The sequence below is a fragment of the Allobosea sp. P2_A10 genome (genome assembly GCF_056405115.1).
Map to the genome: position 1 here is coordinate 1 of NZ_JBFUCS010000001.1, position 13,748 is coordinate 13,748.

Consider the following 13,748-nt stretch of genomic DNA (forward strand, 5'->3'; position numbering starts at 1 on the left):
CTTGATCCCCTTGCTGTTCTGGAAATGCTCGAAACGGATCCGCGCAATCGTCTCCACACCCGTCATCCCCGGACCCTTCCGAAAAACCGGAAGGATCAGCCAGAGCCAATAACAGGGGGACTAACCTTCAACGCGATAAGCGCCCCTCACAGGGGCAACATTGCAGGCGATCTCACAGCGATGATACGAGGCCGGGATGACCCTCAGGCTGCTGATGGGCCGGACGCTGGCCCGCCGGGCATCTCCCCGGCTGCAGAATAATCACCAGAACGCCCGCCCATTTGGGCGGGCGTTTCGATTCAACCGGAGAAAGGGCGATGGCAGAAAAACGCTTTCAACTCGGGGATTACTGGGTTGCCCAGCGCCCCGGCAGTGCGACGTGGTTTCGGACGTGGTTCGATAATGCCTCCCGGCAGACCAAACGAGCTTCACTCGGCACTGTCGATGCCGACGAGGCAGAGAAGCTGCTGACCGAATGGTACGTGAAAAACGTGGCCCGGCCGGAACAGCTGGCTTCGGAAATGACGCTGTATGAGTGCGTCACGTCCTACTACCTCAACCACGCGGTCACGGTGCGGGCGGGCACGCGCATCAAATACCAGCTCGGGCATATCGAGCCGTTCTTCAAAGGCATGACGGTGGCGGAGGCTTGCAAGCCGCAAACCATCGAGCGGTTCGTGGATGCGTTGAAGGCCAAGGGCCACAAGCCCAGCTATATCAACAACACCATCTTCATCATCAAAGCCGCCGTAAACCGGGCTTGGAAGCGTGGCGAGATAGAGCGGCAGTATCATATCCAAGCCATCAAGGCGGGTAAGGCCGATGTCATGGGTGAGCCGCTGGAGCCGGGGCAGTGGGCTTCCATGCTCGATGTCGCCAGCCCACATATAGCCCGCATGATAATGCTCGGTTTGGGCACCGGGCGCGTCCTGAGGCTGTTTGCGAGCTGACGTGGGATAGGGTGAACCTGAAAGCCGGGCTGATAACTTTAAACCCGAAAGAGAGGGTTCAGACGAGCAAGCACCGGCCCGTGGTTCGTATTCCTCCTGTCCTGCGCGACTGGCTGGCCGGGGAGGCGAGGGATGGCGAGCATGTCGTCCAGTTCCGTGGCAAGCCGACGCATCGCTATCATGACAGCTGGAAACGCACGCGGGCCAAGGCCCTGATTGATGACCGGGTGACGGCTTACAGCATGCGCCACACCGTTGCCCGCTGGTGCCGTGCCGAGGGCGTTCCTGCGTGGCAGGTGTCAGCCCAGCTCGGCCATTCTGCCGGGTCGTCCGTGTCCATCACAGAACGGTACGCCCCTTACTCGCCGGACTATCTGGCGGAGCCGTGCGCTGCTATTGATAGGCTCCTTCAAGCCGTAGCGGCTGCGCGTTCATAGGGCCTGCGTGCTGATTGCGTGCTTTTCGCTTCGGAAAACCGCAATTCTAGCAACAGGATAACCTCACAATGCGATACCTCCACACCATGGTGCGTGTCACCGATCTCGACGCCGCGCTCGATTTCTACGTGACCAAGTTCGGCATGGTCGAAACCCGCCGGATCGAAAGCGAGAAGGGCCGTTTCACGCTGGTCTTCCTGGCCTCGTCCGACGATGTCGAGGCCGTCAAGAAGACCGGCAGCCGTGGCACTCCGACGCTGGAACTGACCTATAACTGGGATCCGGAGGTTTATACCGGCGGCCGCAATTTCGGCCATCTCGCCTATGAGGTCGACGACATCTACGCCACCTGCGACAAACTGATGAAGGCCGGCGTCACGATCAACCGCCCGCCGCGCGACGGCAACATGGCCTTCGTCCGTTCGCCCGACAACATCTCGATCGAGATCCTGCAGAAGGGCGATCCCAAGCCCCCGGCCGAGCCGTGGGCGAGCATGGCCAACACCGGAGTCTGGTGAGCGGGGCGGCGATCTGGCGTGCCTTGCCGGTTTGTGGGACGATCCTTCGATGCAGGTGGATGAACCGATATATGTGGATCGCCCGGTGGTGCTTGCGTCGATCGCGCAACTTGCCGCGAGATCGAACTGCACGGACGAAGAGGCCATCGGGATTGCGGTTTCCTCCGAATTGGCCGAGAGGCGGCGAACGACAAGCGCCAGTGACTCAGCCTTCAAAGACGAGCCTGCTTCCCGATGACCGCGAAAAACCCGCTCGGCACGCTTGCCGATGGCACGCCGATCCACGCCGCGACCCTGCGTTCGCCTTCCGGCCTTGAGGCGCAGATCGTCGAATGGGGCGCGTCGTTGCGCGATCTCGTCGTGCCGCTGTCCGGCGGGCGACGCCAGCGCGTCGTGCTTGGCCTGCAAGATATCGCCGACTACCCTCTGCACGCCTCCCATATGGGCGCGATCGCCGGCCGCTACGCCAACCGCATCGGCGGCGGCCGCTTCACGCTCGACGGCAAGAGCTACCAACTGCCGTTGAACCAGGACGGCCGGCATTCGCTGCATGGCGGCGGGCAGGGTTTCGGCAAGCGGCCCTGGACCATCGTCCACCATGATGCGGCCAGCGTGACGCTGGCGCTGGTCTCGCCCGACGGCGACGCCGGCTATCCCGGCACGCTGAATGTCTGGTGCCGCTACAGCCTGCAGGGTGAGGCGACCCTGCGCATCGAACTCTCTGCCACGAGCGACACTGCGACCATCGTCAACCTGGCGCATCACTCCTATTTCCGGCTCGATGATGGGCCCGACATCCTCGACCACGACCTTGAAATCCGCAGCCATCTGATCACGCCCGTCGATGCCGACCTGATCCCCGACGGCTCGCTGGTCGATGTCGCCGGGACACCGTTCGACTTCCGCAAGCCCCGCCCGATCCGCCATGCCAGCGCGGACGGATCGCGCTTCTGGTACGACCACAACTTCGTCCTGCGCCGCGACCGGTGCGAGCCAAGCGCCGCCGAAGGGCTCGAACTGGCGCATGCCGCGACGCTGCGCTCGCATCGCAGCGGACTGTCGATGCAGCTCTGGACCACCGAGCCGGCGCTGCAGGCCTATGACGGTTTCAAGCTGAACACCCCTGTCCCGGGTCTCGGCGGCGCGCCCTACGGCGCCTGCGCCGGCGTCGCGCTCGAGCCGCAGCATGTCCCGGACTCGCCCAACCTGCCGCATTTTCCCACGACGGTGCTGCGTCCGGGCGAGGTCTACCGGCAGGTCAGCGAATACCGCTTCGCGAACGGCTGAAGCCCATGGCCGGCGTCTTCTGTCTGGGCATCGCGACGCTCGACTATGTCTACAGCGTCGAGACCATGCCGACGCGTGGCGAGAAATACCGCGCGCGCGATCTCGCCGTGGTCGGCGGCGGCTGCGCCGGCAACGCCTCGGTCGCGATCGCCAGGCTCGGCGGGCGCTGCTGGCTGGCGACACGGCTGTCGGACGATCTGACCGGGGACCGCATCGTCGCCGATCTGACGGCCGACGGCGTCGAAACCGGCTTTGCGCTGCGTGCGCCGGGCTTGCGCTCGCCGGTCTCCGCGATCCTGGTCGACGCCGCCGGCGAGCGCATGGTGATCTCCTATTCGGACCCGGCCATGCCGGTCGGGACCGAGTGGCTGCCGGGCCATCTGCCCACCGGAGCGGGCGCGGTGCTGGCCGATACGCGCTGGGGCGAAGGGGCGCTTGCGGCGCTCCGGCTGGCGCGTGCGGCTGGCGTTCCCGGCGTGCTCGACGCCGACCGCAAGCCGCCTCATCCCGATCTTGTCGGCACGGCGAGCCATGTCGCCTTCAGCCAGCAGGCGCTGCGGGAACTGTCGGAGGAGGACGACCCCCGCGCCGGGCTTGCCAAGGTGGCGCGGAACGGCTCGACCTGGCTTGCCGTTACGCTCGGCAAGCAGGGCGTACTTTTCATCGAGAACGGGACGATTGCGCATATGCCGGCCTTCGTTGTTGAGACGGTGGACACACTTGGCGCTGGCGACGTCTGGCACGGCGCCTTCGCGCTGGCGCTTGCGGAGGGGCAAAGCGAGCGCGCGGCGATCCGCTTCGCCTCGGCGGCAGCTGCGATCAAATGCACCCGCTTCGGCGGGCGAGCCGGTGCGCCGAGCCGCGACGAGGTCGAGCGCTTCCTTGCGTCGGCCGGTTGACATCGCAACGACGAAAGAGCTGCCTCAAATTTAGGCGACTTTTGTGGCCCGCCCCCTTGCCCGACAAGGAGCCGCGCGGAACATTGGCGCTGCCATTTCGTCCTCGGGACAACCGAATGCTCGCGCCGCCCTTGCCACTTGCCGGTGATCCGCTGCTGCCGGCCTATGTGCGGGCGGCCGGCGGCGTCCGCCTGCGTTTCGGTAAGGTCGGGGCGCGCACGCATCGGCTTGAATTGGCCGAATCCGGCGGCTATCGCGCCCGCTTCCCGACGACCTTCGACGCGACCAGCGAAGCGGTGCTGATCAACACCGGTGGCGGCATGGCCGGCGGCGACGCAATGCGCGTCGAGGCGGTGCTCGACGCCGGGAGCGACGCGGTCGTTACCACCCAGGCAGCCGAGAAGATCTATCGCAGCCAGGGGCCCGACACCCGTATCGAAACCAGCCTCGCGGTGGCGGAGCGCGCGAGCCTCGCCTGGCTGCCGCAGGAGAGCATCCTTTTCTCGGGCGCGCGGCTTGCGCGCAGCCTGACGATCGATCTTGCGGCCGATGCCCGGCTGGTCGCCTGCGAATCCGTCTTCTTCGGCCGTAGCGCCATGGGCGAGGAGATCGTGCGCGGCAGCCTGCGCGACCGCTGGCGCATCAGGCGCGAAGGCAGGCTCGTCTTCGCCGACGATGTCCGGCTGGAAGGCGGGATCGCCGGACAGCTTGGCCGCCCTGCGATCGGCGCGGGCGCAAGGGCGGCCGCGACCCTCGTCGCGGCGGGGCCTGCCCATCTGCCGCGGCTGGACGATCTGCGCGATCTCATGGCCGGCGACGCCTTCGCCGGGGTCGAGGCCGGCGCGGGTATCGTCTCCGATCTGCTGCTGATCCGTCTTCTCTCGCCCGATGCGCAGGCGCTTCGTCGCGTCCTCGTCACGCTGCTCGGGCAATTGACCGGCCGTGCGCTGCCGCGCACCTGGTCAACTTGAGGAGAGCATCATGCTGGCGATCCAGGGTCTGAAATGCATTTATGACACCGGCGCTCGGGGCTGGGCGATCGAGCTCTCGCTGGCCGGCGGGGGCGACGAGGCCTTGCGCCGTTTCGATGTCGATGGCCCCGACGACGCAGAGATGCTGATCGAGGCCTTCGACGAATCCACCTCCAGCAGCTTCGATCCCGCCACCGGCGAGATCGTCTTCGCCTATGAATACGCCGACCTCGGCGAAGATGAAGCTGACGACGAAGACGAGGACGCCTCGGACGACGCCTCCGCTGACGAAGACGAGAAGGAACACGCATGAATCTGACGCCGCGCGAGAAGGACAAGCTGCTCATCGCCATGGCCGCCATCGTGGCGCGCAGACGGCTCGAGCGCGGCGTCAAGCTGAACTATCCCGAAGCCGTCGCGCTCATCACCGACTTTGTCGTCGAGGGTGCGCGCGATGGCAGGTCCGTCGCCGACCTGATGGAGGCAGGCGCCCATGTCGTCGCCGCCAGTCAGGTCATGGACGGCATCGCCGCGCTGATCCACGACGTGCAGGTCGAGGCGACCTTTCCCGACGGCACCAAGCTCGTGACGGTGCACGAGCCGATCCGTGGCGCGAGCGACGCAATGAAGCCTGGCGAGGTCACGCCGCTTCCCGGCGATCTGGTCATGAACGAGGGGCGCGAGAGCCTGTCGCTGACAGTCGCCAACACCGGTGACCGGCCGATCCAGATCGGCTCGCATTATCATTTCTACGAGGCGAACTCCGCGCTCGCCTTCGAGCGCGACAGGGCGCGTGGTTTCAGACTCGATATTCCCGCCGGTACGGCGGTGCGATTCGAGCCGGGGCAGACCCGTGAGGTCAGGCTCGTTGCCCTCGCGGGCAAGCGCGAAGTTTACGGCTTCCGCCAAGAGGTGATGGGCAAGCTGTGACTGAAGCGACTGAAGCGGCCGACGCGCCGTTGGCGACAAGCGGCCCGGGCAGCAAGAAAAAGGGCGTTTGCGCGATCACCGGCGTGGAGATGGCGCGCAAGAACCTCGTCTTGCTCGACAGCCTGCGGCCGACGCTGGTCGAGCATATCCGCCGCGACTTCCCCGACCTCGAAGACCACAGTCTCGTCAGCGTCAAGGAACTGGCGCGTTATCGGACACGATATGTCGAGGAGATCCTGCGCGAGGAGCACGGCGAATATTCCGACCTCGACCGCGAGGTCGCCGAGAGCATCGCCCGGCAGGAAACCATCGCCGAGAACATCGAGGACGATTTCGCCGAGCATCGCACGCTGGGCGAGCGGCTCTCCGATGGGCTGGCGAGCTTCGGCGGTTCATGGGCCTTCCTGATCAGCTTCTTCTCGATCCTGATCGTCTGGATGGCGATCAACGCGATCATCGGCGCGGCGAACGCCTTCGATCCCTACCCCTTCATCCTGCTCAACCTGGTTCTGTCCTGCCTCGCCGCCATCCAGGCGCCGATCATCATGATGAGCCAGAAGCGGCAGGAGGAGAAAGACCGGCTGCGCTCGTCCAACGACTATCAGGTCAACCTCAAGGCCGAGCTCGAAATCCGCCATCTCCACGAGAAGATGGACCACCTCATCACCAAGCAGTGGCAGCGCCTGGCCGAAATCCAGCAGGTCCAGCTCGAATTGCTGCAGGACCAGCAGGCGATCAGGCCGAGGCGGCCGAAGGTCGTCGTGGTCAAGAAGACGCGCAAGAAGCCGAAGTCGAAGCCGGATGGCTCTCCCGCGCCGCCGGTTGCGCCGCATTCGGTCTGAGTTTTGCTGATCAGCCTTGAGACAACAGGGGTTCGAGACACGCCATGCCCTTCAACTTCCCGCGCAATGCCTATGCCGCGATGTTTGGCCCCACCACCGGCGATACGGTGCGCCTCGGTGACACCGAACTCGTCATCAAGGTCGAGAAGGACTTCACCACCTATGGCGAGGAGGTGAAGTTCGGCGGCGGCAAGGTCATCCGTGACGGCATGGGCCAGTCACAAGTCCGCAACGCCGACGGCGCCGTCGACACCGTCATCACCAATGCGCTGATCCTCGACCATTGGGGTATCGTCAAAGCCGATATCGGCATCGTTGGCGGGCGCATCGTCGCGATCGGCAAGGCCGGTAATCCCGATATCCAGGCCGGATTCGGCAATTTCGATCCGCATGAGACGATCATCGTCGGCCCGGGCACGGAGGTCATCGCCGGCGAGGGCAAGATCGTCACCGCCGGCGGCTTCGACAGCCACATCCACTATATCTGCCCGCAGCAGATCGAGGAGGCCCTGATGAGCGGCCTCACCACCATGCTCGGCGGTGGCACCGGCCCGGCCCATGGCACGCTGGCGACGACCTGCACGCCCGGCCCCTGGCATCTCGGCCAGATGATCAAGGCCGCCGACGCCTTCCCGATGAACCTCGCCTTCGCCGGCAAGGGCAATGCCGCGCTGCCCGGCGCGCTGATCGAGATGGTCGAGGCCGGCGCCTGCGCGCTGAAGCTGCACGAGGACTGGGGCACGACCCCGGCCGCCATCGACAACTGCCTCTCGGTCGCCGACGATTACGACGTGCAGGTGATGATCCACACCGACACGCTCAACGAGAGCGGCTTCGTCGAGGACACGATCGCGGCGTTCAAGGGTCGCACCATCCACGCCTTCCACACGGAAGGGGCGGGCGGCGGCCATGCGCCCGACATCATGAAGGTGGCGGGTCTGCCCAACGTCCTGCCGTCCTCGACCAATCCGACGCGGCCCTTCACGGTCAATACGCTCGACGAGCATTTGGACATGCTGATGGTCTGTCATCACCTGTCGCCGTCGATCCCGGAGGACCTCGCCTTCGCCGAAAGCCGCATCCGCAAGGAGACGATCGCGGCCGAGGACATCCTGCACGATCTCGGCGCGCTCTCGATGATGTCCTCGGACTCGCAGGCGATGGGCCGTATCGGCGAGGTCATCACCCGGACCTGGCAGACCGCCCACAAGATGAAGGTCCAGCGCGGGGCTCTCGCCCAGGATGTCGGCACCGGCGCGGATAATTTCCGGGCAAAACGCTATGTCGCGAAATACACTATCAACCCGGCGATCTCGCACGGCATATCCCGCCATATCGGCTCGGTCGAGATCGGCAAGCTGGCCGACCTCGTGATCTGGTCGCCGGCTTTCTTCGCCACCAAGCCCGACATGGTGATCAAGGGCGGCATGATCGCGGCCGCCCCGATGGGCGATCCCAACGCCTCGATCCCGACGCCGCAGCCAGTGCATTACCGTCCGATGTTCGGCGCTTTCGGCAAGGCAGTCACCTCGACCTCGCTGGTCTTCGTTTCGCAGGCCGCCATCGCCAACGGCCTGCAAAAGCGGCTGGGCACAGACAAGCAGATGGTCGCGGTCGAGAACACCCGCGGCGGCATCTCCAAGAAGAGCATGATCCACAACGACGCCACGCCCGATATCCAGATCGACCCGGAGACCTATGCTGTGGTGGCGGATGGGGAGTTGCTGGTCTGCGAACCGGCGAAGGAACTGCCGCTGGCGCAGAGGTATTTCCTGTTTTGAGCCGAGGAGACTTAGTAGCACAAACTGCAATCTGTGCTACTAAGCCTCATGCAGCGTATCCCGCTCAATATCCAGACGCTCTATGCCGATCTGCAGCAGCAGGTCGAGACTGCTTCGCAGGACGAGGCGACCGTCGTTGCGACCGTGATCGGTGGTGTCCGCTATCTCAGGCTGCAGCGCTGGATCGGCGCGAGCCGAACGATAGAGCATCTCGGCCGCGCCGATGATCCCGAAGTGATTGCGCGGGCGCAAGCCGCAAAGGCCGAGATGATCCGCAGGCAGGAGCGGCGACGGCTGGTCTCGACTCTGCGACGCCTCATCCCAGGCCCCACGGCAACGCTCGGAAAGGTGCTCGATACGGTTGCCCATGCCGGGCTGTTTCGGCGCGGGGCCGTGCTCGTCGGGACGGCTGCCTATCAATGCTACCCGCCGCTTCTCGGCGTGATCCTGCCCTCGGCGACGATCATGACGCAGGATGCTGATCTCGCCACCGCCGATCTCGCGCTCGACGGCGAAATCGAGGGCGACAGCATGCTCGCCATTTTACGGCGAGCCGATCCCAGTTTTGCGGCCCTACCGGCGCTCGATCCAAAAGCACCACCGGCCCGCTTCCGCAACTCGGAAAGCTTTGTCATCGACCTGCTGACGCCGCAGCGTCGGCGTTCCGACCGCAACCCCATGTCGCTCAAGGCGCTGGGCGCCGGTGCGATTCCGCTGCAGCAACTCGACTGGCTGATCGCCGAGCCGGTGGTCGCGGTTGCGCTCCACGGCGCGGGCGTGGCGGTTGCATTGCCGCGCCCGGCGCGCTTTGCCGTCCACAAGCTCATCCTTGCCCAAAAGCGGGGCGCGCATGAGCTTGCCAAGAGCCGCAAGGATCTCGCGCAGGCCGCCGCCTTGTTGGCGGCTTTGCGGGAGGCGGCCCCGTTTGCGCTTGAAGACGCGCTGGATGAAGCGCGCGCCATGGGGAGGGACGGCTGGGCTCGCCCGATCCAGCGCTCTCTCTCACAGATCGAGGCTCTTGGCTGAGCGGCCGCGAACCTCGAACTGCGGCTTACGCTGCCTTCGCCAGCGGCGCCTTCAACACGGCAGCAGCTTCGCGCGCGCCGCTCAGGGCCGCCTTGCGCTGCTCCGGTCCGAAGGCGATGCCTTCCGCCCGGACGAATTCGATATCGGTGACGCCCAGGAAACTGAAGACCGCGCGCAGATAAGGCTCCTGGAAATCGTTCGGGGCCGCCGGCGCGCCGGGCGAATAGATGTTGCCGCGCGATGTTGCGACGATCAGGCGCTTGCCGCCCGCCAGCCCTTCCGGCCCCTTCTCGGTGTAGCGGAAGGTCTTGCCGGCCACCGCGATGCGGTCGATCCAGGCCTTCAACTGCGTCGGGATCGAGAAATTGTACATTGGCGCGCCGATCACGACGACATCGGCGGCGAGGAATTCGTCCATCACGGCCGCGCTCGTCGCGACTTCGGTCTTGATCGTGTCGCTGACCGGCGCGCCGGCCGCCGCAGCGAGGTGAGAGCCGGACAGATGCGGCAGCGGGTCGGCTGCGAGATCGCGATAGGTGACGGCGAGAGCCGGGTTCTTGGCGCGTAGCTGGGAGACGATCGATGCCGAGATCTCGCGGCTGGCGGAGTTGTCGCCAAGGATGCTGGAATCGAGATGAAGCAGTTTCATGAGGGAGCCTCTGTGGTATACGTTTGATACCGAGGCTATGTACGAGCCTGTCTAAATGCCGACAAGGAGGCACATTTTTGGAACAGGGGCACATTCATGTAACCGAGAGCTGCCGCGTCGTCGCGCCGGTTCTCGCCCGTGTCGGCGACAAGTGGAGCATCCAGATCGTGCGCCTGCTCGGCGATGGGCCGCGACGATTCAACGAAATCAAGCGGCTGGTCGACGGCATCTCGCAGCGCATGCTGACGTTGACCGTGCGCGGGCTGGAGCGCGACGGGCTGGTCAATCGTACGGTGTTCCCGACGATCCCGCCGCGCGTCGACTACGAGTTGACCGATCTTGGCCGCTCGCTCTGGCTCCCGGTGCAGGCGCTGGGGCTATGGGCGTTCGAGCATGCCGGCGAAATCGGTAAGGCGCAGGCCGCCTTCGACAAGCGCGCGGGCGCTGGGCAACCGCGCAAGATCGGGCTGACCGGCGTCAGGGCTGGCTGACCTGAGAGACGCTGCGATTGCTGTGCCGCATGTGTCGTGCAAGTCTCCGGGCGCGCGACGTTTCCCAACTCCGAAAGTATCCTTTTATGGCCACCCTCGCTTCGCCGGACGCCGGCATCGCTCCGCGCAGTCTCGCCGCCGGCTTTATCGCAGGCGCGATCGCGGTTGTGATCTTTCATCAGGGCATGTTCCTGATCCTGAACTTGCTGGGCATGCTGCCGGCGAAACCCTGGTCCTTCGCGCCGATCCCGCCCTGGGGGGTTCCTGCCCTGATGAACCAGATGTTCTGGGGCGGGCTCTGGGGCGCGCTGTTTTCGGTGGTCTGGTCGCATCTGCCTGGAAAGGATTTCTGGCTGAAGGGCATCGTCTTCGGCTGGCTGGGGCCGCTGCTGCTCGGCGGCTGGATCCTGTTGCCGCTGATCAAGGGCGGCGTCTATTTCGCCGGGCTCGTCCCGATGCGCATGCTCGTCGGAGCTTTGATCCAGACGGCTTTCGGTGCCGGACTGGGTCTGATCTACGAGCAGTTGCGCACACGGATCTGACGCGCCCGCGCATCCGCGACTTGCCCGGCCCGGTATCGGAGAGGGGCGCTCGGACGCCTCGCGGCAGGGAGGCGTATTCGCAATGTCCGATCCAGTCATCGTCATCGCACGGGCGCAGGTGCGCCTCGACGCCCGTGCGCAATTTATCGCCGCTGCCCGGGATTGCATCGCAGCGACCCGCCGGGAGAGCGGCTGCCTCGCTTACGACATGCATGAAAGCGTCAGTGCCGCCGGGCATTTCGTCTTCGTCGAGAACTGGGAGACGCGCGCCGACATCGACCGCCATATGCTCGAGCCGCATCTGCAGGCCTTCCTCGCAGTGGCGGGGGCTTGCGTCGAAAGCCCTCCGGTGATCGAAGTGGTCGACCCGCGGTCGATCGACCGCCTCTGACCCATCACCGTTACGGGACGTTCCATCATGCTTCGCGCCACCTCCGTCGTTCGCAAGGCCGCGGTCAAGGCCGACAGGGTCATCGAGACGCTGACGCTCGATCATGAGGACCGCAACCGCCGCCGCCTTGCCCTCAAGGGCGATGGCGGGCTCGATATCCTGCTCGATCTCGACAAGCCGACCGCGCTTGGCGACGGCGACGCTGTCAGGCTCGATGATGGCCGCCTCGTCGTCATCAAGGCCGCCGCGCAGAGCCTGCTCGAGGTGCGCGCGGAGAATCCGCTGCGCCTGATGCGCGTCGCCTGGCATATCGGCAACCGCCATACCCCTGCCGAGATCACGGCCGACGCGATCTATATCGAGAACGACCACGTTCTGGCTGAGATGGTGCGCGGCCAGGGCTGCGCCATGAGCGCCGTTATGCGCCCGTTCCAGCCCGAACGCGGCGCTTATGATCACGATCATGCCGGCCACGACCATCACGTCCATGACGCGACGTGCGGGCACGATCACGGTCATGACCATGCGCATGGCCACGATCACGCCCATCACGACCATGGCGTCGCACCCGCGGCGCACGACCATGCCGGGCATGCTCACGCCGCCCATGACGATGGCTGCGGCTGCGGGCACGATCATGGCCACAAGCACGAGCACGGCCACAAGCATGGCGCCGAGCATGGTCACAAGGGCCATAGCCACGACCACTGACGGCCCATGATGTCGTCTGCCCATCTGCCGCTGATGGTCTGGCTGTCGCCGTCCTTCCCGGTCGGCGCATTCGCCTATTCCCACGGGCTGGAATGGGCTTTCGAGACCGGCGACCTGTACGACCACGCCACTTTGAGCGACTGGCTCGATGCGCTGGTCAATCATGGCTCGCTGCGCAACGACCTGATCCTCTTCGCCGCCGCCTGGCGCGCGACGGGTGGCCATGACGACGTCGCCCTGGCGGAGGTCGCCGAGCTTGCGCTGGCTTTGGCCAACTCCTCGGAACGGCGTCTGGAGACGGTGACGCAGGGCAACGCCTTCGTCGCCGCCTTGCGCGCCGCCTGGCCCTGTGAGGCGATCGTGCGACTGCGACAGGTCTGGGCCGGCGATGTCGCCTATCCCATCGCGGTCGGCGTTGCTGCCTCAGGCCATGACCTGCCGTTGCGGCCCGCGCTCGAAGCCTATGGCCTGGCCTTCGTCGCCAATCTCGTCTCGGCCTCGGTCAGGCTCGGCATCGTCGGCCAGACCGACGGGCAGAAGATCACGGCCGGCCTGGTGCCGGCCTTGCATGCGGCAGCCGCGACTGCGGAGAACGCGACGCTCGACGATCTCGGTGGTTGTACGTTCCGGTCCGATCTCGCTTCCCTGCGACACGAAACCCAGTATTCGAGGCTGTTCCGTTCATGACACGCTCTCCCCACGGCCCGCTCCGCGTCGGCATCGGCGGCCCCGTCGGCTCCGGCAAGACCGCCCTGATGGAGGTGCTCTGCAAGCGCATGCGCGATCGCTATGATCTCTGCGCCATCACCAACGATATCTACACCAAGGAGGATGCTCGCCTTCTGACGGTCGCCGGCGCGCTGCCGCAGGAGCGGATCATGGGCGTCGAGACCGGCGGCTGCCCGCACACCGCCATCCGCGAGGACTGCTCGATCAACCTCGCCGCCGTCGAGGAGATGCGCGGCAAGTTCCCGGACCTCGACATCATCCTGATCGAATCCGGCGGCGACAACCTCGCCGCGACCTTCTCGCCCGAACTCGCCGACCTGACGATCTACGTCATCGACGTCGCCGCCGGCGAGAAGATCCCCCGCAAGGGCGGGCCGGGGATCACGCGCTCCGACCTGCTCGTCATCAACAAGACCGATCTCGCCCCCCATGTCGGCGCGGATCTTGCAGTCATGGACCGGGATTCCCGCCTGATGCGCGGCAGGCGCCCCTTCGTCTTCACCAACACCAAGCTCGGCGAGGGTGTCGATGTGGTGGTGGATTTCATCGAGACGGCAGGGGGCCTGCGGGTCGCTTCCGTGGCTTGACCGGCAA

18 protein-coding genes are annotated in these 13,748 nt (G+C 65.6%); 17 read left to right on the forward strand and 1 reads right to left on the reverse strand.

Annotated features, from left to right (window positions below; genetic code table 11):
• The first annotated feature begins 317 nt into the window (after window positions 1–317).
• From AC1DZY_RS00005 to AC1DZY_RS00055, 11 genes are all read left to right on the forward strand, one after another.
• On the forward strand, window positions 318–950 hold the full coding sequence (locus tag AC1DZY_RS00005; protein ID WP_476817999.1) for a hypothetical protein: 633 nt from the start codon (window positions 318–320) through the stop codon (window positions 948–950).
• Window positions 951–961: 11 nt separating this feature from the next.
• Window positions 962–1,387: a tyrosine-type recombinase/integrase gene (locus AC1DZY_RS00010; protein WP_476818000.1), complete on the forward strand. Its 426-nt coding sequence runs from the start codon at window positions 962–964 to the stop codon at window positions 1,385–1,387.
• A gap of 68 nt (window positions 1,388–1,455) precedes the next feature.
• Entirely contained in the window at window positions 1,456–1,905 is a 450-nt protein-coding gene (locus AC1DZY_RS00015) for a VOC family protein (RefSeq protein ID WP_476818001.1), read from the forward strand.
• A 234-nt stretch (window positions 1,906–2,139) separates the two neighbouring features.
• Window positions 2,140–3,192 carry an aldose epimerase family protein gene (locus tag AC1DZY_RS00020; RefSeq protein WP_476818002.1) on the forward strand — a complete coding sequence of 351 codons (1,053 nt, stop codon included), beginning with the start codon at window positions 2,140–2,142 and terminating at the stop codon, window positions 3,190–3,192.
• A gap of 5 nt (window positions 3,193–3,197) precedes the next feature.
• Window positions 3,198–4,091, forward strand: coding sequence for a PfkB family carbohydrate kinase (locus AC1DZY_RS00025; RefSeq protein ID WP_476818003.1), 894 nt, complete (start codon window positions 3,198–3,200; stop codon window positions 4,089–4,091).
• A 116-nt stretch (window positions 4,092–4,207) separates the two neighbouring features.
• Window positions 4,208–5,062, forward strand: coding sequence for an urease accessory protein UreD (locus tag AC1DZY_RS00030; protein WP_476818004.1), 855 nt, complete (start codon window positions 4,208–4,210; stop codon window positions 5,060–5,062).
• A gap of 10 nt (window positions 5,063–5,072) precedes the next feature.
• On the forward strand, window positions 5,073–5,375 hold the full coding sequence (locus AC1DZY_RS00035; RefSeq protein ID WP_476818005.1) for a hypothetical protein: 303 nt from the start codon (window positions 5,073–5,075) through the stop codon (window positions 5,373–5,375).
• A complete protein-coding gene (locus AC1DZY_RS00040; RefSeq protein ID WP_476818006.1) occupies window positions 5,372–5,992 on the forward strand; it encodes an urease subunit gamma in 621 nt (206 codons plus the stop codon). The genes AC1DZY_RS00035 and AC1DZY_RS00040 overlap by 4 nt, the downstream gene beginning before the upstream one ends.
• Window positions 5,989–6,834, forward strand: coding sequence for a DUF1003 domain-containing protein (locus AC1DZY_RS00045; protein WP_476818007.1), 846 nt, complete (start codon window positions 5,989–5,991; stop codon window positions 6,832–6,834). Before AC1DZY_RS00040 ends, AC1DZY_RS00045 begins: the two co-directional genes overlap by 4 nt.
• Window positions 6,835–6,878: 44 nt before the next feature.
• On the forward strand, window positions 6,879–8,615 hold the full coding sequence (gene ureC / locus AC1DZY_RS00050) for an urease subunit alpha (protein WP_476818008.1): 1,737 nt from the start codon (window positions 6,879–6,881) through the stop codon (window positions 8,613–8,615).
• Between the two features lie 48 nt (window positions 8,616–8,663).
• A complete protein-coding gene (locus AC1DZY_RS00055) occupies window positions 8,664–9,641 on the forward strand; it encodes a GSU2403 family nucleotidyltransferase fold protein (protein ID WP_476818009.1) in 978 nt (325 codons plus the stop codon).
• A 25-nt stretch (window positions 9,642–9,666) separates the two neighbouring features.
• On the opposite strand, the gene AC1DZY_RS00060 is transcribed toward AC1DZY_RS00055, so the two are convergent.
• Window positions 9,667–10,290 carry an FMN-dependent NADH-azoreductase gene (locus AC1DZY_RS00060; protein WP_476818010.1) on the reverse strand — a complete coding sequence of 208 codons (624 nt, stop codon included), beginning with the start codon at window positions 10,288–10,290 and terminating at the stop codon, window positions 9,667–9,669.
• Window positions 10,291–10,367: 77 nt separating this feature from the next.
• On the opposite strand from AC1DZY_RS00060, the gene AC1DZY_RS00065 reads away from it, so the two are divergent.
• The 6 genes from AC1DZY_RS00065 (at window position 10,368) to ureG (ending at window position 13,741) form a co-directional block, all read left to right on the forward strand.
• A complete protein-coding gene (locus AC1DZY_RS00065; protein WP_476818011.1) occupies window positions 10,368–10,781 on the forward strand; it encodes a winged helix-turn-helix transcriptional regulator in 414 nt (137 codons plus the stop codon).
• An 86-nt stretch (window positions 10,782–10,867) separates the two neighbouring features.
• Window positions 10,868–11,323, forward strand: coding sequence for a hypothetical protein (locus AC1DZY_RS00070; RefSeq protein WP_476818012.1), 456 nt, complete (start codon window positions 10,868–10,870; stop codon window positions 11,321–11,323).
• Between the two features lie 82 nt (window positions 11,324–11,405).
• Window positions 11,406–11,714: a putative quinol monooxygenase gene (locus AC1DZY_RS00075; RefSeq protein ID WP_476818013.1), complete on the forward strand. Its 309-nt coding sequence runs from the start codon at window positions 11,406–11,408 to the stop codon at window positions 11,712–11,714.
• Window positions 11,715–11,741: 27 nt separating this feature from the next.
• Window positions 11,742–12,425 (forward strand): urease accessory protein UreE, encoded by a 684-nt coding sequence (locus AC1DZY_RS00080; protein WP_476818014.1) that lies wholly within the window; start codon window positions 11,742–11,744, stop codon window positions 12,423–12,425.
• 6 nt (window positions 12,426–12,431) lie between these two features.
• Window positions 12,432–13,112 (forward strand): urease accessory protein UreF, encoded by a 681-nt coding sequence (locus AC1DZY_RS00085; RefSeq protein ID WP_476818015.1) that lies wholly within the window; start codon window positions 12,432–12,434, stop codon window positions 13,110–13,112.
• The gene (ureG, locus tag AC1DZY_RS00090; RefSeq protein WP_476818016.1) at window positions 13,109–13,741 is read left to right on the forward strand and encodes an urease accessory protein UreG; all 633 of its coding nucleotides are present in this window, start codon (window positions 13,109–13,111) and stop codon (window positions 13,739–13,741) included. The genes AC1DZY_RS00085 and ureG overlap by 4 nt, the downstream gene beginning before the upstream one ends.
• The last annotated feature ends 7 nt before the right edge of the window (window positions 13,742–13,748 follow it).